A 19,158-nucleotide genomic window follows, 5' to 3' on the forward strand; every position below is an offset into this window, starting at 1 on the left:
TTTAGTTATTAGACGCAAAGGATTTAGTTTTGTTACATCTAAATAAGGAAAAAAATATAAATTCTTAGTAGTTTGTGAGATATAAACAATGGTATACTTAATCAAAAGATTAGTACCTTTGCACAAAAATTGAAACAAACTAGAAGAGAATGAATAAAAAAGGGTTTTTACCTTACTGCTTGGTGATTGCCAGCTTGTTAGTAGGGTGTAACAACGAAACTAAAAAAGAGGAAGCTGTAGATTTGAAAAATCCATTATTAGCCAAGTACGAAACTAACTTTGAAGTTCCACCATTTGATCTTATCAAAGATGAACACTTCAGACCTGCTTATAAAGAAGCATTAAAAGTACACAATGCGGAAATTGATTCTATTTTAAAAATCGATGAACCTGCAAATTTCGCAAACACAATCCTTGCATTAGAAAATGCAGGACAACTGTTAACTCGGGTTGCTACTGTTTTCAACAACTTGAACAGTGCAAATACCAACGATTCCATCCAAGCAATTGCAAAGGAACTGGCGCCAGTATTGTCCGCTCATAGAGATGAGATCAATATGAACCCTGAGCTTTTCAAACGTGTGAAAACTGTTTATGATGCAAGAGCAAATGCAGGATTGGATGCTGAAGATCAAAAATTATTAGAAGAAACATACAAAGGATTTGTTCGTTCAGGAGCAAATCTGAAAGACGAGGATAAAGAGAAATTGAAGAAAATCAATTCTGAGCTTTCAGTATTATCCACTCAGTTTGGTCAAAATCTATTGGCAGAAACCAATGCATTTGAATTGGTTGTTGACAAAGAAGAAGACCTAGCGGGATTGCCAAAAGAATTAAAAGCGGCAGCGGCTGCAGCAGCGAAAGAAAAGGGTAAAGAAGGTAAATGGTTATTTACGCTTCAGAATCCATCGGTGATGCCATTCCTTCAATATGCGGATAACCGTGAATTGCGTAAGAAAATTTGGGAAGCCTATCAATTGAAAGGGAATAACGACAATGATAGTGACACCAAGGAAATCTTAGTAAAAATCGCTAACCTACGTTTGGAAAAAGCTAAATTATTAGGCTATTCTTCACATGCAGCTTATGTGTTAGAGGAGTCTATGGCTGAAAATCCTGTAAATGTAAATGCATTGTTGAACAAGATCTGGACGCCAGCTTTAGCAAAAGCTAAAGTCGAAGCAGCGGATATCCAAAAAGAAATTGATGCAGCAAAAGATACATTTACGGTAGCTCCTTACGACTGGAGATATTACCAAGAGAAAATTCGTCAAAAACGTTTTGCATTGAATGAAGAGGAAATTAAACCTTATTTCAGCTTAACAGATGTTCGCGAAGGTGCATTTGCTACTGCCAATAAATTATGGGGTATTTCATTTGTGGCTTTAAATAACGTTCCTGTTTATCATCCAGAAGTGGAAGTATATGAAGTACGTGATAAGGATGGTTCTCATTTAGGTTTATTATACGCAGATTTCTTCCCACGTGAATCTAAACGTTCAGGTGCTTGGATGACTTCATACCGCTCTCAAAGCCGTCAAAACGGTAAACGTATTGCTCCAGTAATCTCTATTGTTTGTAATTTCACAAAACCAGTAGGTGATAACCCGGCATTATTAACTTTTGATGAGGCTACTACCTTATTCCATGAATTCGGACATGCTTTACATGGCTTGTTCTCAAATGTTAAATATAGAAGCTTAGCTGGAACATCTGTTCCTCGTGACTTCGTTGAACTTCCTTCTCAAATTATGGAGAACTGGGCAGCAGATCCTGAGGTATTGAAAACTTATGCAAAACATTATCAAACTAAAGAAGCTATCCCTGATGCATTAATCGAAAAAATGCAAAAAGCAGGTACCTTCGATCAAGGTTTTGCTACAGTGGAATACTTGGCAGCATCTATGTTAGACATGAACTACCACAGCGCTACTTCCCCTATCAAAGTGAAAGCGAATGATTTTGAGAAAGCAGCAATGGGTAAAATCGGATTAATCGACGCGATTATCCCTCGTTATAGAAGTACGTATTTCCAACATATTTTCAGTGGTGGATACTCTGCTGGATATTATAGCTATATCTGGTCAGAAGTATTGGATTCGGATGCTTTCGCAGCATTTAAAGAAAAAGGTCTTTACGATCAAAATACAGCGGCGTCATTCCGTAATAACATCCTTGAAAAAGGTGGAACCGGAAACCCTGCTGAAATGTACCGCAAATTCCGCGGAACAGATCCAGATCCAATCCATTTGATGAAGAAAAGAGGATTGAACTAATACAACAAAAAAGCTCGCAATAACTTGCGAGCTTTTTTGTTTATAAGGACTTTCAACTTGAAGCCTATTTATATTCCTGCAGAATTAAACTGTAGATCATATAACTTCCTGTAATAACCTTCCAGTTCAAGTAATTCATGGTGTGTCCCAATTTCTTTGATTTCACCCTTGTCTAAGACGATTATTTTATCTGCTTTCTGAATAGTTGATAGTCTGTGGGCAATCACAATGGATGTTCTTCCGTCCATCAGGTTTTCGATGGCATTTTGAATCAACTCTTCTGTTTCAGTATCTATCGATGATGTGGCCTCATCCAGAATCAAAATCTTAGGATCATGCACCAAAGCGCGAATGAAGGAGATCAATTGGGCTTGTCCTGCTGATAAGGTAGATCCACGCTCCTGAACCTGATAATTGAAATTACCTGGAAGACGCATGATAAAGTCATAAGCTCCAACCTTTTTAGCAGCATCCTCAATGGATTCAAAACTAATATTCGGATTATGAAGATTGATATTGTGCAATACACTATCCGAAAACAAGAATACATCTTGTAAAACAGTAGCAATCGTCTGACGCAGAAAGGTTAGATCATATTCCTTGATATTTACTCCATCAAGTAGGATTTCTCCCTTTTGTATCTCGTAAAAGCGGCTTAATATATTGATGATGGATGATTTTCCTGCTCCAGTGGCGCCTACCAGAGCTAATGTTTCCCCTTGTTCAACATGGAAGCTCACATCTTTTAAAACCCACTTTTCATCATTATAGGCAAACCATACATTCTTAAAGGTAATTTCCCCTTTAACATTTTCTGGTTTATACTTTCCTTCATTTGGCGTGAATTCATCAGTATCCAAAACATCAAAAATACGCTCTGCCGATACCATCCCCATTTGAAGGGTGTTGAACTTATCAATCAATTCTCGGATAGGTCTAAAAATCATGTTGATATACATGATAAATGCCACGACCACACCGGGAGATATTACATCCGCAAGGATTTGTTTAGATCCATACCAAACCAATAAACCGGTCGCTATGGCAACGATAATTTCTAAGACAGGAAAGAATATGGAGAAATACCAGTTCGCACGAATATGCGCATTCCGGTGTTCCGCATTGATAGCTTTAAACTTCCGCATCTCTTGGTCCTCTCGGGCAAAATATTGGATCACATTCATGCCTGAAATATGCTCCTGTAGGAAGGTGTTTAAATTGGAAACCCAAAGCCGCACACTTTGAAAGGCTGATTTCATGGCTTCCTTAAAGATATAGGTCGCTGCAATCATCAATGGCATGGGCACCAAGACCACCAGAGTCAATTTCCAATCGGTATAGAACATAACCCCTAGAATCACCACCAGTTGCAAAAGGTCTCCAATAATCTGGATTAAACCTTCCGAAAAGATGTTTGCAATCGTTTCCAAGTCGGAGATAGTCCGGGTAATTAATCGACCGATAGGGGTATTATCAAAGTATTTCAACCGAAGATTGGTGATATGGTTGAAAACCTGAATCCGGATATCGCGGATTACTGATTGTCCCAGAGTATTGGTCATCAGGGTATGAAAATAACGGATAATGGTTTGTCCGATCAGGAGGGCAAACATCAAAAACAGCATCCCTGTAAGTCCTTCACCATTTCCAGAAAGGATATAATGGTCCAAGGTATATTCTACCAATAAGGGAAGCGCTGGCGCAACGGCAGCTAATAAAATAGTGAGTATGACAGAAATCCAAAAAACAGTTTTATAAGGACGGATATATTTTGCTAATCGCCCTAATAATTTACTGTCATATGCATTCCCAGAAATCTTATCTTTTTCCAAAATCTAATTATTAATCAATATATGGATAAATAACCTCCGTTAGGTAAAGCCCACATGCAGGAACTGAGGTTCCAGCTTTTGAGCGGTCCATACTTTGAATTACCCCTTTTATATGTTCTATAGGTTTCTTGCCTAGGCCAATTTCCATCAAGGTCCCAACAATTGCGCGAACCATATTCCGAAGAAAACGATCTGCTGAAATATGGAAAACCAACTTATCACCTTCCCAAATCCATTCTGCCCGTTTAATATCGCAAAAATTGCTGAATACTTGCGTGTTAGATTTGCTGAAACAAGAAAAATCTTGCCTACCTAACAATTCTAAAGCCGCAATGTTCATTTTTTCCACATCTGGTTTATCACGTAATAGCCATGAAAAATTATGTAAGAATGGATCTTTATGGAAGTGGACATGGTACTCATAACTCCGATCCGTAGCATCAAATCGTGCGTGTGCCTCCGGACCGACAGGAATTAACCTTTTCGCCGAAATATCAAAAGGCATCAGGGCATTCAAGGAATGAACAAAGCGATCCGAATTCTCCAAAACCTTGGCAGAACTTGAAAAATGCACAAACAACTTTTTCGCATGCACCCCAGTATCGGTACGTCCGGCCCCAACGGTTTCCACAGGCTCACGAAGCAAAATTGCTAATGCATCATTTAATTTCTCCTGAACAGAAACGGCATTGTCCTGAATCTGCCAACCATGGTAGGCAGTTCCATTATAGGCTATTTCCAAAAAGTATTTCGGTATTTGTTCTTCCACTTTGCAAAGGTAAATAATATCATATTAGCTCCTATTGTATTTAGTAAGGATCAGGTAAAAAATATCACTACTACAGAATTACCTGTTTTAGATGATTCCCTTGTACTTGAAAATTTGTACAAAAATAACCACCGATCTAGGTATATATTCCGAAGCCCTGATCCTCTAACTTTGATATACACTTAATTCATTGGTTATGAAAAAGATATTAATTATACTAGCACTATTTCTAGGCGGTAACTATGCCGTTTCTGCTCAAGGGTTTTTGGATAAAATTGATAGAGCATTAAATAAAGTAGAGAACACCTCCAATAAGGTGGATAATACCTCTGAAAAAGCAGGTAGAATTGGAGGGAAATTAGGAAATCTCCTAGGCAAGAAAGGCGAAAAAGCGGGAGATGCCGCTGTATTCACGGTATTGATTGAAGGCGTGAATCTGGCAGATTTGAAGAAGATTTCAACTGGTTTGGAGACCAACAAAAAAGTTAGTGAGGTGAAAATGAAGTACAATGCTGCAGGGTCCTCCTTAACAGTAATGTTCAATGGTGACTCAGAAGACCTTTTCGAAGCATTAAAGAAAACTACCCCCAAAATTACAGATGAAACTGTTCAAGCAATTGAAGATGATGGAATAGCAATTAAAATAGAAAAATAGTTTATCTTTATACGTATCATGCATAGGCAGTGATTTTCACTGCCTATTTCTATTTAATGAAACCTGTAGATTGTTTTACCTATGAATGCTTGGGGAAAAGTATTTCAATTGCTTATGCTTTTGTGTGTTGGCTATGCCACTGCCTCGGCCAAGGTAATTCCTAAAATTCCCTATCAACATGATATTGATAGCCTTGAATCATTAATAAAAACTAATATAGGGCTAGAACAAAAGATTATTTCCATTTATGAACTGTCCTTTTATTGTTCATTTTCAGATTCTACCAAGGCCCATCAATACCTTAACCAAGCTCTCTCCATAAAAACTGATAACCCAATTTTCTTAGGAATGGGAAAAATGTATGCTGGAATGTTCTTTATGGATTATGATATTCCCAAAGCAATCAAATTATTTGAAGAGGCCGATTCAGAATTTGAGAAATTTGATACCCCTCAAGCAAAGATTTTACAAGCACGAACCCTAAATAATCTAGCCTCAGCCTACCAATGGGAGGATAAACATGTCAAAATGTTGGATATCCTGATTAATCGCGCTCTACCTACGGCCCGCCAAACTGATGATAATGTGGTTACAGGGAATATCCTTTATAAAATAGGCCTGAATTTTTGGAATAATGTGCAATATGTGGAGGCAAATCGATATTTGATTGAATCCATTAGTCTTCTGAAAAAAGGAAAATATGATCCTTTTATGCTTTTGGAGGATTATAAACTCCTGATTCTTTCACTTCATGCCATGGATGAGCATGAAAAAGCAAAGGAACTGATTGCGGATTTCGAAAGATTCTTTAAGAAACATAATGGAATGCTCCCTATGAGTGATTACCATTTGGTTCATGCCATAAACTTCCGCTTTTTAAAGAAATACGATATCGCATTAATCCATTTAGATAAGGCCCTTGAGTTTTTAAAAATTGAAAATGTCACCAATTTACGTGTTATTAGTTCCATTCTTTATCAAAAGGTCCTCATTAATATTGCTAAAGGGGATTACAAATCCGCTTTTGTGGATTTGCAGAGTAAAGTTGAAAAACAACTGAGTTTAAAAAATGCTTTTTTTCAAGACAGTTTAAATGTTGCGATAGCCTATGTAAAGATTTATGAAGGTCTGAAAGATTATAAAAAAGCGATGGAATGGGTGCGGAAAAAGGAAACTCTTCAGGATACCATGTATAGCCGAAGAATTCGGGAGTCAATTATGGATTATGAGGTCAAATATCAAAGTTTGGAAAAGGAATCTGAAATCCATCATCTTAAAGCCGAACGTGAAAAAGCAGAAAGTGATATCAAAAATGCTCGAATAATATCAGCCTTAATCGCGTTGTTATTGATTTTATTAGGGTATTTCCTGTTTAAAAACCATCAAAAGAATAAACGATTGTTACAACAACAGGAGATTAACAACAATCAAAAACTCCTGGAGGAAAAGCATAAACAGAAATTAATGTCCCTGGATGCCATGTTGCAAGGTGAAGAGAAGGAAAGAAATCGGCTTTCAAGGGATCTCCACGATGGACTAGGAAGTATCCTGGCATCTATTTAATACAAAGTATTGGACTTGCAACTTTCAAACCCCAACCATAAAGTTGACTCAGTGCTTCATGATATGGATTACGCAATCACAGAAATGCGTAGGATTTCCCATAACCTGATGCCTGAATCCTTACGCCGATTTGGTCTTGAAGTATCGTTGAGTGATCTTTGTAAAAGCCTTCAAAACCTCCATACCAAAATAGAACTTCAGCTTTACGGTACATTCGAATCCCTTTCACTTGAAAATCAAACCCATATCTATAGGATTATCCAGGAACTATTGTATAATTCCATTAAACATTCAGAGGCCAAACATATCTTGGTACAATGCAGCATGGAGGATAAAGTTGTTTTTATTACTGTAGAAGACGATGGGGTTGGATTTCAAACTAATCTTTTAAAGGCGAATTCAAAGGCAGGCGTTGGATTGAAAAATGTCAATCTCCGCGTAAATTACCTGCATGGTAAATTGGATATCAATTCGGAAGTAGGAAAAGGGACCAGCGTGGAAATTGAACTTTTTGTATAAAATTCATTGAATTATTCCACTTTTGGTCAATTATACCGGTCAGAAACCAAATCCTATTTAAGTTGTTTGTATTATATTTGCGATATAAATATCTATAAATATGATACAACGTATTCAAACCGTTTGGTTACTGCTTTCCAGCCTAGTTTTGTTCGCACTATTTATGTTCCCCTTTGTAGGATACATCGATTTGGTTGGCTTAGGAAAAAATATTTATGTTACTGGCGTTTATTCCTCAGCAAACAATGTAGCAACGAAAGAAACAGGATTTTTATTGATGACCATTGCAACGGTCATTCTTGCATTGATCCCAATCTTTATCATATTCCTGTATAAGAACCGTAAACTCCAATTGAATATGATCCTGGTTCAGGTCATCTTAATCTGTTTGTTCGCCGTTTGGATGTTTATTACCGCAAATAATATCTTGGATTTGATCAATCAACATATTGGTGCAAATAATATTGGAATAGGATTCTTCCTGCTACCAGTATCTATTCTATGTTTATCATTCGCCATCCGTGGAATCAGAAATGATAATAAATTAATTAAATCTGCCGATAGGCTTCGTTAATTTAATAATATGAAACAACTATTAATCCTTCTTGGATTCATCTGTGCTTTGGCTTTTCCAAAGTATAGTCAGGCCCAAGAAGATACAACCTTAAATGTCGTAGATGATATTCAATTTGACCTTAAATCAATTACGGCTTCTGGTGATACTTTGGTCGTTGATCTTTTTGCTATATCATATGATATTAAACCTAGAGAATTTAGGTTAAATGTTTTTGCAACTGCTTTGATTGATGCAGAGGAACAATCTCATATGTTGACATCCGTGCAGATTGATAGAGTAATAGTACAGCTTTCCGATCGAGAGAATTACCTGAACTATTTACTTCATCAGGATAAACCAGTAAACATCAAATTGAAATTGTCTCCTATGACGGAGGAGGTCAAAAATGCTAAAATGGTCAAAATTGTTTTTAATGCCCTGGATGACGAAGGTCAGTTCCTGGAAGCATTTATAGATCTTAACGAAAAAGAGGAGCTTTAAAGCTCCTCTTTTTCGTTATTGGGTTAATTCATTTCATTTTCTAATCGCTCCAATTCCTCATAATTCTTTTCTAGTTTCTTGACTAATCGGATGTAAATAAATTTATAGACCATTTTGACAATGGCAATGGATAACCAACCAAATAGAAATAAAACAATGACCAACATGGTAATAAACATGATATTATGGCCAACTGTCTTATTGAGTACATCTTCTTCCCAAATTAGGCTCATAGCAGATAATCCTATACCCACAATGATCAAGTAAATATTGAATTTGATATAGTAGCCTACAGTTTTCCGCGTCACTAAAATATTTGATAACAGCTCCTTGGTATTGTTCGTGTTCTTTATCTTCCGATAGGAGTTGAAAAAGGCATAAATAAAATAGAGGATAACAATGTAAGAACCTACATCGATAATGCCGGACAATATATCCATACCTAATGGAAGCTCCGGTGCATTCTTATCGTAAATAAATACAGCAACATTGACCAATATTCCTAAGAATAATTCAATGAGACTGATGATAAAAATCCATTTCACAAGTGAGGATGAACTTTTATGCAACATACTCCTGATTTCCTCCTGATTTACCTTGGGGAAATCCTGGTCCTTCTTCCAATGTTGTTTCAGGAAATCTAATTCATCCATTAAACTACTCCTTTCTTAGTTAACATTTCTTTTAACCTACCTTTAATTCTGTTCATTTTTACCCGTGCATTCACTTCACTAATCCCCAAGGTTTCTGCAATTTCTGCATAGTCCTTTTCTTCTAGATACATATAGACCAGGGCCTTATCAATATCATTCAATTGTCGCACAGCATCGTATAAGTATTTGAGTTGATCCTCTGTGTCTGAATTATATTCCTCATACCGTATATTGGATAAGGATTGATCCCAGTCGACTGTCGTGATTTTTGTCTTCTTACCTCTGTAAAGTGATATTGCTGTGTTTAAGGAAACTCTATACGCCCAAGTAGAAAACTTAGAATCACCCTTGAATTTGGGATAGGATTTCCATAATTGAATGACCATCTCCTGAAATAAGTCCTGATGAGAGGCCAGATCCGAAGAATAGAGCTTACAGATCTTGTGCAGGATATTCTGATTATCCTCCAAAAGGGTTACAAACTCATGCTCAAGATTCTGGGTCATTTATTGGTATTTGTCGACAATAGTAAGGTATTGTTACAACATCTTGATACATTTTTTTAAATTCGCTCAATGGCAAAATCAAAATCAGCATATTTCTGTCAATCCTGTGGATATGAATCTCCTAAATGGTTAGGACAATGTCCTTCCTGTAAACAATGGAATACCTTTGTAGAAGAAGTGGTGGAAAAAGCTTCCAGCAGAGTACCTGAATGGCGTAGCACAAATACGAGCCCTGGAGTACAAAAAAGAACCAATAAAGCAGCCGTCATCCACGAAATTGTCTATTCCGAAGAACAACGCATGTTATCTCCGGATAAGGAATTCAATAGAGTCCTTGGAGGCGGGATAGTGCCGGGATCTCTGGTGCTTATCGGGGGTGAACCTGGTATCGGAAAATCAACCTTGATGCTGCAATTAGCCCTGTCGATTCCAAAAGTTAAAACACTCTATATTTCAGGTGAGGAAAGTGAACAGCAGATTAAAATGCGTGCTGAACGTTTGCAACAGAACTCCAATGCAAACTGCTATATCCTGACCGAAACCTCCATGCAGAATATTTTCAAACAGATTGATCAGGTGGAACCAAATGTGGTGGTGATTGACTCCATTCAAACCCTTCATTCCGCACAAATTGAATCTGCACCCGGATCCGTATCTCAAGTTAGGGAGTGTACTGCTGAATTATTACGATTTGCTAAGGAAACCAACACTCCGGTATTTATTGTAGGCCATATCACAAAGGATGGTTCTATTGCAGGACCAAAAGTATTGGAACATATGGTGGATACGGTATTGCAATTTGAAGGCGATCGAAACCATGTTTATAGAATCTTACGTTCTGTGAAAAACAGGTTCGGCTCTTCTTCTGAATTAGGGATATATGAAATGCAAGGCTCAGGTTTACGAGAGGTTTCCAACCCTTCGGAGATCATGCTTTCCCAAAGGGAAGAACAGGTAAGTGGAATTGCCGTTGCAGCTATGTTAGAAGGTCTGAGGCCGCTGATGATTGAAGTTCAGGCATTGGTGTCCAATTCTGCTTACGGAACCCCACAACGGAGCTCTACAGGTTTCGATACCAAAAGATTAAATATGCTCCTAGCAGTGCTAGAGAAACGCTTTGGATTCCGCTTAAGTGCTCAGGATGTATTCTTGAATATCGCCGGTGGATTGAGAGTGGAAGATCCTGCCATTGACCTCGCAGTCATTGCAGCCCTGATCTCCTCCCAACAAGATATCGCACTCCCTTCTAATATTACTTTTGCAGGCGAAGTAGGCCTTTCAGGTGAGATACGTGCTGTAAATCGAATTGAACAACGAATTCAAGAAGCTGAGAAACTAGGCTTTGAACAGATCTTTATATCTAAATATAATACCAAAGGACTCGATGTTAAAAGATACCAGATATTGGTAAGACCAGTTGCAACCCTGGAAGATGTCTTTCGAATCCTATTCGGATAATAAAAAAGCTCCATGAGGTAATCATGGAGCTTATTACTGTATGAATTTTCTTTACTTGATTACCTCGGCTAATTTAGCTTCTAAAGCCTCACCGCGTAAATTTACTGCAATGATTTTGCCTTCTGGATCCAATAGGAAGTTCTGAGGAATACCTTCGATTCCGTAAAGTTCTACCACTGGTGAATGCCAGAATTTAAGGTCTGATACCTGTGGCCAAGCAGATAGGTTATCATCTTTGATTGCTTTCATCCAATCCTCTTTTCCATTTTCACGGTCTAAAGAAACCCCAAATACGGTAAAGTTCTTGTCCTTGAATTTATTGAAGGCAGCAACTACATTCGGGTTCTCATGACGACATGGTCCACACCAGCTTGCCCAGAAATCAATCAATACGTATTTACCACGTAATGAAGATAATTTTACCACATTACCAGATGTATCAGGCAATGCAATCTCAGGAGCTACTGAACCGATGGCTACTTTCTTTAATTTATCGATTTTCGCCGCTAATGCTTTTCCTTTGCTCGTGTTTTTTAGGGCAGCAGGAAGTTTTTCATAAGCAGGAGCAACAGTGCCATTTACAGTCTGCGCACTTAGCATCTCTTCTAAAAGACCTAAAGTAACATAGTTTGAATTCGATTTTACATAGTCCTCATTGATCTTCGCTTGCTCAGAAAAAATAGCCTCTGCCTTTGATCTTAGACCATTTAGAAACTCTTCATCTTGTTGTTGCTCTGGTGTAGCAGCTTCAAACTCCTTGTTTAATGCCGCAAATTGAAGTGAACTTTCTTTGATGGCATCTTTATACTTTGAATAATCTTTGTTGATTTCATTTCCTGAAATCTCCGCAGCTTCTAAAGTCTCTCCATTGACATTGATTACACCTTTTGCAAGATATAAGGTAGTCATGTCTACATTTCTCAATTCATTTAATGGTTTTCCTTCAGCGGATAATATCAATTGAGCTTGAGTCGGTTCTGCAACAATACCATTATAACTGAATTGTCCTTTATCAACATTAGCAGAATCAATATGACGCTGACCGCCCTCTACATACATCAAATACACTTTCGCTGGCGCATTCACATTCTTTAAATTTCCCTTAATAGAGAAATCTTCTTGTGCAAATAGCAACGTTGGGACTGCTGCCAGTACAGCTAACATTGTTTTTTTCATATCTCGTTTTTTATTATTTACTAACTAATACATATATCGTTCCAATTACCATCTTCCGCTGGCTCCACCACCACCGAAGCTTCCTCCGCCAAATCCGCCGAAGCCACCGCCTCCGCCACCACCGAAGCCGCCTCCAAATCCACCGCCATCATTATCACCCCCACCGCGACCCAAGGAATTCAGTAATGTCCACCAGAATAAATCTGAAGAACCACGTCCGCCCATCACTTTTCCACCGCCATTTTTGCCGCCACCACCAGATTTCGAAATTATTGAGATAATAACGATAATGACTATGACAATAAAAATAATCGGAATACCGCCGCCACCTTGAGTAGAATAACCTTCCTTAGGATCTGCTGTGTATTCGCCCTTGTTATAAGAAATTATGGCACTCGTGCCATCATCGATTCCTTTGTAATAATCCCCCTGACGAAAGGCAGGCTTTACCTCATTCTCAATGATCCTGTAGGCGATGACATCTGGAACAGCTCCCTCTAGACCATATCCTGTACGAATCGTCATAGCACGGTCTCCAAGGGCTACCAAAAATAAAATACCATTATTGTATTTCTTGTTCCCGACACCCCATTTCTGAGCTAATCGGTCCCCATAATCCGCAATATCATAGTCGCCAGTACTGTTCATGATCACGACCGCAATCTGAATACTGGTCGTATCTTCATAGGATAAAAGCTTCCGTTCCAACTCCTGCTTTTGACTTGCACTTAAGGTGTTGGTATAATCTGTGACCAACGTATTTGAAACAGGCGGAAAATCCTGTCCAAATGATTGTAAATGAAAAACTAAGCCTATAAATACGCTTAATACTATTCGGGTTGAAAATTTCACAATTCGTGATGTTTTCTGCATAAAATTAAGATTTACCGAAATAAATATCATTCGGAAGTTCATTCACATCGTCAGCTCTCCGTGGAAAATAGGTGCCTAATTGCTCGCCAGCTTTCTCAATGCCAGCAATCAACCCGCCTACATAATCTTCCTTCTTAAAATAGCTGAGCATCAAATCCTTCGTGGATTCCCAAAAATCCTCAGGAACCTTTTTGTCAATCCCCGCATCGCCGATAATCGCGAATTGATGGTCATCCGTAGCTAGATAAATTAATACCCCATTCCGCAAAGCTGTCTTATGCATGTTAAGCTTTTCAAAATAATATTTTGCCTGCTCCAATGCCGCCATGTCATGAACCCTACGCTCAACCACCAATCGGATCTCACCGGAAGTTAAATTCTCCGCGAGACTGATCGCATGTTCTACTTTTTCTTGTTCTTCTTGATTGAATATTTCCATGAGGTATCAAAATAGAAAAGATGAATGCAGAAGTGAAAGCCCCCAACATTCATCTTTACGTTATGTCAACAACAATAAAAATTCATTAAAACTGAACTGTAGGCGCTTTATCAGAACCTTCAGTAGCTTTAAATGTACCTTTTGCTTTGAATCCGAAGATTCCTGCCATAATGTTATTCGGGAAGCTACGTACAGTAGTGTTGTAGTCCTGAACCGCCTCGTTGTAGGCTCTGCGCTCTACTGAAATGCGGTTCTCTGTCCCCTCCAACTGTGCCTGTAACTCTTGAAAATTCGCATTTGCCTTTAGGTCAGGATAAGACTCTACGCTAACCAATAAACGGCCAATGGCTTGTGAAAGTCCATCTTGGTTCTGTTGGAAATTAGCAATTGCTTCCTCGCTCAAATTGTTTGGATCTACTTGTATAGAAGTCGCTTTAGCACGTGCTTCAGTTACAGCAGTTAATGTACCTTCTTCATGCTGTGCAGCTCCTTTTACAGTGTTTACTAAGTTAGGGATCAAGTCCGCTCTACGTTGGTAGGCGTTTTCAACTTGCGCCCATTTCCCTTTTACATTTTCGTCCTTGGATACCATCGTGTTGTACCCACATGAACTAAAAGATAGAGCAGTTAATAAACCTACAAATACGATTAATAATCTTTTCATGTGTAATGTTTTTACAAGTAATAGTTAAAAGTAATAATTTGTTTTCACAAAAAAGCAATATCAAATGACATACCAATCCTTTATATTCACGAAATTCTGTCAGTTTTTGGTACCTTTGCCTTGATTTTTGGGATAAAACCCCAACAACACTATGCAAAAAGAAATTGAAATAGCCATCAGTCCTGAATTTGTACAGGACGAAAACCGTATCCTCAACGAAGGAGCTAAGAAATTACGCGTTCCAACCCATAAAATTAATGGTTTCCATATCCGAAAACGATCCATCGATGCTCGTGGTAAACAGGTCCTTTTCCGGATGCGTGTCGTATTTTTTATCGATGAACCCGTTCAACTTCCTGACTATCATACTAAATTAAAAACTGTTCATGACGCAAAACCTGTCATAATAATAGGGGCTGGACCTGCAGGATTGTTTGCTGCCTATAGATGTCTGGAGCTGGGATTGAAACCTATTGTTCTGGAGCGTGGAAAGAAAGTTCAGGATCGAAGAAGAGATCTCGCTAAGATCAATAGGGAAGGTTTTGTGAATCCTGAATCAAATTACTGCTTCGGTGAAGGGGGAGCCGGAACTTATTCCGATGGAAAATTATATACGCGCTCGAATAAAAGGGGAGATGTACAGCAGGTCCTTTCCATTTTTGTGGAACATGGTGCCACTGAAGATATCTTAGTGGATGCTAGACCCCATATCGGTACAAATAAATTGCCTCATATCATTGAAAGCATCCGCGAACGGATAATTGAAATGGGGGGTGAAGTGCATTTTGATTGTAAGGTCATAGACATCTTGGAACAATTCGGAAAAGTACAAGGGGTTAAAACGGAAAGTGCAGGAACCATTCTGGCTGAACATGTCATTGTTGCAACGGGACATTCTGCCAGGGATATATTTGAATTATTTAGATCTAAAAACTGGTTGTTGGAAGCAAAGCCATTTGCATTGGGGGTTCGAATTGAGCATCCGCAAAATGTAATCGACTCTGCACAATATCACTGTTCTATACGTCCTGAAAATCTTCCCCCGGCTTATTATAGTCTGGTTGAGCAAGTCGATGGTCGTGGGGTCTTCTCATTCTGTATGTGCCCCGGTGGTATTATTGCTCCATGTGCAACCGACGAAAATGAAATCGTGGTCAATGGATGGTCGCCTTCGAAAAGAAACAATCCCCACGCAAACTCTGGAACAGTAATTCAAATTAATCTCGAAGATGTAGTGGGTTCGGACCAAGATCCATTCGCATTATTGGAATTTCAGAGACAGATCGAACAAAAGGCCTTTCAATTAGGCGGCGGCAATTTAGTTGCTCCTGCTCAACGAATGGTTGATTTCGTTCAAAATAAAGTATCCCTAGATTTACCCGAAAATTCTTATAAACCCGGAACTCGTTCGGTCGATCTCCGCGAAGTATTGCCGAAATTCGTTTATTCCGCCTTACAAGGGGCATTGCCAATCTTTGGAAGGAAGATGAGAGGTTATTATAGCAATGAAGCAATCCTGGTAGGGGTGGAATCTCGAACTTCTTCGCCAATTCGTATTCCTAGAGATAAAGATAGCTTGCAACACCCCCAAATCGCTGGTTTATACCCATGTGCTGAAGGTGCTGGATATGCCGGTGGAATTGTGTCAGCTGCTATTGACGGAATGAATTGTGTAGATGCAATAAAATTGACCCTGTAAATCAGTTTATTTGCAAAAATATGGCCTCTAAGGTTGACAAGAATCAAGTATTATTGTATTTTTGTAACACTTTAAGCGAAAGTAGCTCAGTTGGTAGAGCACAACCTTGCCAAGGTTGGGGTCGCGAGTTCGAATCTCGTCTTTCGCTCCAAATAAAAAGCTTCCAAATATTGGAAGCTTTTGTTATTTTAAGATATGGCTGTTACTTGCTAAGTACTTACTCCTCTTTTAATCCTAATCGCATTAAACTAGGTGTCAAAAATGAAATAATTCCCAATAATATACATAACGAACCAGCGATAATAAAAGCATTGGCAACCCCAATGTTATCTGCAATATTTCCCGCAAACAATAACCCAATTAAACTTGGGATGATAGCAAAACTAAAATACAAGGAGAATACTCGCCCTAACATATCTGGTGCTATTTCTTCCTGAATTATCGTCATAAAGGCCGCATTGAAGATAGACATCGCTGCTCCCCCAAAACCTGTTAATATCACAAATATGATAAACATATTGGCCGGTAAAATCCCAGAAAATACAAAGGTTAATCCTAAAAGAATATGCATGAAGTTAACCATCAATACCTTTCGATAAGATACCTTGAATGCGCTTAACGCGGAACCACCTACCAACATCCCTACTCCCCAAACCACCTCGATGACACTCATCTCAAATTTATCTCCCTTAAAATGATCGATCGTTAATAATGGAAACATGATAGCAACCGGTAGAATGCCCATCGTCGCTAAAATAGAATACATAAACATCCTATTTAGCCCTTTATTTTGATGTATGGCTAGGAAGCCTAATTTTAGATCTCGCCAAACTTGCCCTAATGAAGCTTTGCTCTCTACTTTTAGATAGGGGATGCTAATAAATAATAAGCTGCTAATGGCAAAGGCAGCTCCAAACACATCCAAATATAGCACCTTGTTAATCGGAAGGTTCGCAATAGCCAATGCCCCCAATGCTGGGCCTGCAATCGAACTTATGGAATGTAATATCTGATTGACTCCTGAAACCCTTAATAACTGGTCCTCCGGAACGATCATAGGAGCAATCGCCTGCATCGCCGGTTGATGAAATGCTGAACCTACTGATCGACAAACCATCAAGAGATACATTAAATTCAGATTCACATGATCATCCTTTAATGCAAAAGTCATCAATAAGGTACAGCAGGCAATGAAGGCATCCGCAAAAATCATAACCTTCTTTCGGTCCCAGCGATCAATATAGACGCCCGCAAATGGACCAACCAAAGCTTGGGGCAATAAACCCGCGATGGCGGCCAATGCCAAAACCTCCGCAGATTTGAATTCTAGACTCAGCCAAATGATAATCGCAAAATTTACAGCAGAGCTACTTATCAAGGAGACAAATTGCCCCACCCATATATAGATATAGGTTTTAAACCAATGTTTCTTTTCCATGAAATAAAATTGAAATGAATAATATACTGCCAGTTGTGCCTACAACTGATTCCTTTGAGTCGGAGTAGCTTTCGCTAACTCAGTATATCCAAGGGCTTTTGATAAAAGATGCAAATTGGCAAGTGCTCATAGCACAAATATAATTCAAAGGCATTGAAATACAAATGTTTCTAAAATTATTTTTCTATGAAGCCATTGTAAACAATATTCCATAAAAAAAGCGTTCTAACTTTCGCTAAAACGCCTTTATACTAAAACTACACTACTATTATTATCTTTCTAATCCTTTGGCAACTAAGGCTTCAACATGATTACGAACATTCTCGTCTGAAAATCTTGAAGTTACATCAAATGCAAAGGCATGTACTAATAAAATACGGGCACTCTCTTCGCCAATACCACGTGACCTTAAATAGAATAATGCCTCATCGTCAAATTGTCCCATGGTACATCCATGTGAACACTTAACATCATCAGCAAAAATCTCAAGCTGCGGTTTAGTATAGATACTCGCTTTATCACCAATCAACATATTGTTGTTCTGTTGAAAAGCATTGGTCTTTTGAGCATCCTCACGAACGAAAATCTTACCATTGAACACAGCAGTAGATTCGTCTTGAGGAATATTTTTATACCATTCGTAGGACTCACAATGTGGTTTCATGTGGTCTACGATAGTGTGGTTATCTACAAATTGATTGTCAGCTAATAAGTTGATTCCATATAAATGCGATTCAACTTCTTCCGCATCCAATCTTACATTTAAATCATTACGAACAAAAGCAACACCTGGGAAATTACAGTTGTAATTGTTATACAAACTGTGTTTCGTTTGGTAAACCTCTGTATGGTTGATATAATGGCTGTTATTTGAAGCTTGTTGCAAATAATAATGTTGCATTTTCGCGTTCTCCTCAACTACAATCTCCGTAACCTTGTTGTTCAAGTTGAAAGCTGAACCGTCCAATGTAATAAAGGATTCAATGATCTCAACCTCTGCATTTTGCTCAAGAATATACAAATTACGGGTCTGCGCAAAGAAATCTTGATTTCCTGCCGCCACATGTACAATCTGAATCGGCTTTGAAACAACCTTATTACGGTTTACTTGTAAGAAAATCCCAGAAGTGTGAAAAGCAGTGTTCAAAGCCACCGTCGTGCTTTCTGTTTTGTCAGCATGTTTTCCAAAATGCTGCTGAAACTTAGGCTCATTTTGCGCTTCCTCAATTGGCTTTACAATCAATCCAATCTCATCTTCCAAAGATGAAAATGCCAATACATATTGTCCGTTAATTAAAACAATACGATGTGCATCCAATCCCGGAATGTCCGCAGCGCTCAGATCTAAATTCGAAACATCCACATCCTCGTTCAATAGATAGTTTCTATTTACCAAAGAATGGATATTTGTATATTTCCAGTCCTCATTCTTAACAGTAGGAAAACCAAGATCATGAAAACGCGTGAAAGCCTCCTCGCGAAGTGCTTTTACTGCCGACGTATCATTGCTTGTTTCCAATTCCTGAAATGTTGAAGTCAACTGTTGGAATAAGGAGTTTGCTACTAATGTACTCATGTTAT

18 protein-coding genes and 1 tRNA gene are annotated in these 19,158 nt (G+C 38.5%); 9 read left to right on the forward strand and 10 right to left on the reverse strand.

All coding sequences use genetic code 11. From position 1 onward, the window contains the following. The first annotated feature begins 149 nt into the window (after window positions 1-149). Window positions 150-2,276, forward strand: a complete 2,127-nt coding sequence (locus ACF3OC_RS00730) for a M3 family metallopeptidase (RefSeq protein WP_392470669.1) — start codon at window positions 150-152, stop codon at window positions 2,274-2,276. Window positions 2,277-2,344: 68 nt separating this feature from the next. Here ACF3OC_RS00730 and ACF3OC_RS00735 read toward each other — a convergent pair whose 3' ends face one another. Together ACF3OC_RS00735 and truA are read right to left on the reverse strand one after the other, a co-directional pair. Next, a complete protein-coding gene (locus tag ACF3OC_RS00735) occupies window positions 2,345-4,108 on the reverse strand; it encodes an ABC transporter ATP-binding protein (protein WP_094257575.1) in 1,764 nt (587 codons plus the stop codon). Between the two features lie 10 nt (window positions 4,109-4,118). Beyond that, window positions 4,119-4,877: a tRNA pseudouridine(38-40) synthase TruA gene (gene truA / locus ACF3OC_RS00740; protein ID WP_094257576.1), complete on the reverse strand. Its 759-nt coding sequence runs from the start codon at window positions 4,875-4,877 to the stop codon at window positions 4,119-4,121. A gap of 196 nt (window positions 4,878-5,073) precedes the next feature. Between truA and ACF3OC_RS00745 the strand changes: the two genes are divergently transcribed. The 5 genes from ACF3OC_RS00745 to ACF3OC_RS00765 all read left to right on the forward strand — a co-directional run bounded on the left by ACF3OC_RS00745 (window position 5,074) and on the right by ACF3OC_RS00765 (window position 8,671). Next, entirely contained in the window at window positions 5,074-5,532 is a 459-nt protein-coding gene (locus tag ACF3OC_RS00745) for a hypothetical protein (protein WP_094257577.1), read from the forward strand. A gap of 81 nt (window positions 5,533-5,613) precedes the next feature. Then, a complete protein-coding gene (locus tag ACF3OC_RS00750) occupies window positions 5,614-7,095 on the forward strand; it encodes a hypothetical protein (protein WP_392470671.1) in 1,482 nt (493 codons plus the stop codon). 63 nt (window positions 7,096-7,158) lie between these two features. Further along, window positions 7,159-7,614 (forward strand): sensor histidine kinase, encoded by a 456-nt coding sequence (locus ACF3OC_RS00755; RefSeq protein WP_392470674.1) that lies wholly within the window; start codon window positions 7,159-7,161, stop codon window positions 7,612-7,614. A gap of 100 nt (window positions 7,615-7,714) precedes the next feature. Continuing rightward, on the forward strand, window positions 7,715-8,188 hold the full coding sequence (locus ACF3OC_RS00760; protein WP_094257579.1) for a DUF4293 domain-containing protein: 474 nt from the start codon (window positions 7,715-7,717) through the stop codon (window positions 8,186-8,188). Between the two features lie 9 nt (window positions 8,189-8,197). Further along, a complete protein-coding gene (locus ACF3OC_RS00765) occupies window positions 8,198-8,671 on the forward strand; it encodes a hypothetical protein (protein ID WP_094257580.1) in 474 nt (157 codons plus the stop codon). 23 nt (window positions 8,672-8,694) lie between these two features. On the opposite strand, the gene ACF3OC_RS00770 is transcribed toward ACF3OC_RS00765, so the two are convergent. Then, a complete protein-coding gene (locus ACF3OC_RS00770; RefSeq protein WP_094257581.1) occupies window positions 8,695-9,324 on the reverse strand; it encodes a hypothetical protein in 630 nt (209 codons plus the stop codon). Beyond that, the gene (locus tag ACF3OC_RS00775) at window positions 9,324-9,830 is read right to left on the reverse strand and encodes an RNA polymerase sigma factor (protein ID WP_094257582.1); all 507 of its coding nucleotides are present in this window, start codon (window positions 9,828-9,830) and stop codon (window positions 9,324-9,326) included. The genes ACF3OC_RS00770 and ACF3OC_RS00775 overlap by 1 nt, the downstream gene beginning before the upstream one ends. 69 nt (window positions 9,831-9,899) lie before the next feature. Here ACF3OC_RS00775 and radA point away from each other — a divergent pair, with 69 nt between their 5' ends. Then, complete coding sequence (radA, locus tag ACF3OC_RS00780) at window positions 9,900-11,288, forward strand: DNA repair protein RadA (RefSeq protein WP_094257583.1); 1,389 nt, start codon at window positions 9,900-9,902, stop codon at window positions 11,286-11,288. Between the two features lie 51 nt (window positions 11,289-11,339). Here the strand turns inward: radA and ACF3OC_RS00785 are convergent, their stop codons facing one another. From ACF3OC_RS00785 to ACF3OC_RS00800, 4 genes are all read right to left on the reverse strand, one after another. Next, window positions 11,340-12,464 (reverse strand): TlpA disulfide reductase family protein, encoded by a 1,125-nt coding sequence (locus ACF3OC_RS00785; RefSeq protein ID WP_094257584.1) that lies wholly within the window; start codon window positions 12,462-12,464, stop codon window positions 11,340-11,342. Between the two features lie 45 nt (window positions 12,465-12,509). Next, window positions 12,510-13,337, reverse strand: coding sequence for a YgcG family protein (locus tag ACF3OC_RS00790; protein WP_094257732.1), 828 nt, complete (start codon window positions 13,335-13,337; stop codon window positions 12,510-12,512). Between the two features lie 4 nt (window positions 13,338-13,341). Continuing rightward, window positions 13,342-13,776 (reverse strand): TPM domain-containing protein, encoded by a 435-nt coding sequence (locus tag ACF3OC_RS00795; RefSeq protein WP_094257585.1) that lies wholly within the window; start codon window positions 13,774-13,776, stop codon window positions 13,342-13,344. Between the two features lie 85 nt (window positions 13,777-13,861). Next, on the reverse strand, window positions 13,862-14,440 hold the full coding sequence (locus ACF3OC_RS00800; protein WP_094257586.1) for a LemA family protein: 579 nt from the start codon (window positions 14,438-14,440) through the stop codon (window positions 13,862-13,864). 151 nt (window positions 14,441-14,591) lie between these two features. On the opposite strand from ACF3OC_RS00800, the gene ACF3OC_RS00805 reads away from it, so the two are divergent. Together ACF3OC_RS00805 and ACF3OC_RS00810 are read left to right on the forward strand one after the other, a co-directional pair. Next, complete coding sequence (locus ACF3OC_RS00805) at window positions 14,592-16,139, forward strand: NAD(P)/FAD-dependent oxidoreductase (RefSeq protein WP_094257587.1); 1,548 nt, start codon at window positions 14,592-14,594, stop codon at window positions 16,137-16,139. Between the two features lie 75 nt (window positions 16,140-16,214). Continuing rightward, window positions 16,215-16,290: transfer RNA gene (locus tag ACF3OC_RS00810), tRNA-Gly, on the forward strand. A gap of 66 nt (window positions 16,291-16,356) precedes the next feature. On the opposite strand, the gene ACF3OC_RS00815 is transcribed toward ACF3OC_RS00810, so the two are convergent. Further along, the gene (locus tag ACF3OC_RS00815) at window positions 16,357-17,577 is read right to left on the reverse strand and encodes an MFS transporter (RefSeq protein WP_094280978.1); all 1,221 of its coding nucleotides are present in this window, start codon (window positions 17,575-17,577) and stop codon (window positions 16,357-16,359) included. A 271-nt stretch (window positions 17,578-17,848) separates the two neighbouring features. After that, window positions 17,849-19,153 carry a Fe-S cluster assembly protein SufD gene (gene sufD, locus ACF3OC_RS00820; protein ID WP_094281082.1) on the reverse strand — a complete coding sequence of 435 codons (1,305 nt, stop codon included), beginning with the start codon at window positions 19,151-19,153 and terminating at the stop codon, window positions 17,849-17,851. Window positions 19,154-19,158 lie beyond the last annotated feature (5 nt).

The sequence above is a fragment of the Sphingobacterium cellulitidis genome, from assembly GCF_043187465.1.
Taxonomy (GTDB): Bacteria; Bacteroidota; Bacteroidia; order Sphingobacteriales; family Sphingobacteriaceae; genus Sphingobacterium; species Sphingobacterium cellulitidis.

Coding starts and splice junctions, on each gene's coding strand:
- ACF3OC_RS00730 (WP_392470669.1), top strand. CDS start 150: ATGAATAAAAAAGGGTTTTTACCTTACTGCTTGGTGATTGCCAGCTTG.
- ACF3OC_RS00745 (WP_094257577.1), top strand. CDS start 5,074: ATGAAAAAGATATTAATTATACTAGCACTATTTCTAGGCGGTAACTAT.
- ACF3OC_RS00750 (WP_392470671.1), top strand. CDS start 5,614: ATGAATGCTTGGGGAAAAGTATTTCAATTGCTTATGCTTTTGTGTGTT.
- ACF3OC_RS00755 (WP_392470674.1), top strand. CDS start 7,159: ATGGATTACGCAATCACAGAAATGCGTAGGATTTCCCATAACCTGATG.
- ACF3OC_RS00760 (WP_094257579.1), top strand. CDS start 7,715: ATGATACAACGTATTCAAACCGTTTGGTTACTGCTTTCCAGCCTAGTT.
- ACF3OC_RS00765 (WP_094257580.1), top strand. CDS start 8,198: ATGAAACAACTATTAATCCTTCTTGGATTCATCTGTGCTTTGGCTTTT.
- ACF3OC_RS00770 (WP_094257581.1), bottom strand. CDS start 9,324: ATGGATGAATTAGATTTCCTGAAACAACATTGGAAGAAGGACCAGGAT.
- ACF3OC_RS00775 (WP_094257582.1), bottom strand. CDS start 9,830: ATGACCCAGAATCTTGAGCATGAGTTTGTAACCCTTTTGGAGGATAAT.
- radA (WP_094257583.1), top strand. CDS start 9,900: ATGGCAAAATCAAAATCAGCATATTTCTGTCAATCCTGTGGATATGAA.
- ACF3OC_RS00785 (WP_094257584.1), bottom strand. CDS start 12,464: ATGAAAAAAACAATGTTAGCTGTACTGGCAGCAGTCCCAACGTTGCTA.
- ACF3OC_RS00790 (WP_094257732.1), bottom strand. CDS start 13,337: ATGCAGAAAACATCACGAATTGTGAAATTTTCAACCCGAATAGTATTA.
- ACF3OC_RS00795 (WP_094257585.1), bottom strand. CDS start 13,776: ATGGAAATATTCAATCAAGAAGAACAAGAAAAAGTAGAACATGCGATC.
- ACF3OC_RS00800 (WP_094257586.1), bottom strand. CDS start 14,440: ATGAAAAGATTATTAATCGTATTTGTAGGTTTATTAACTGCTCTATCT.
- ACF3OC_RS00805 (WP_094257587.1), top strand. CDS start 14,592: ATGCAAAAAGAAATTGAAATAGCCATCAGTCCTGAATTTGTACAGGAC.
- ACF3OC_RS00815 (WP_094280978.1), bottom strand. CDS start 17,577: ATGGAAAAGAAACATTGGTTTAAAACCTATATCTATATATGGGTGGGG.
- sufD (WP_094281082.1), bottom strand. CDS start 19,153: ATGAGTACATTAGTAGCAAACTCCTTATTCCAACAGTTGACTTCAACA.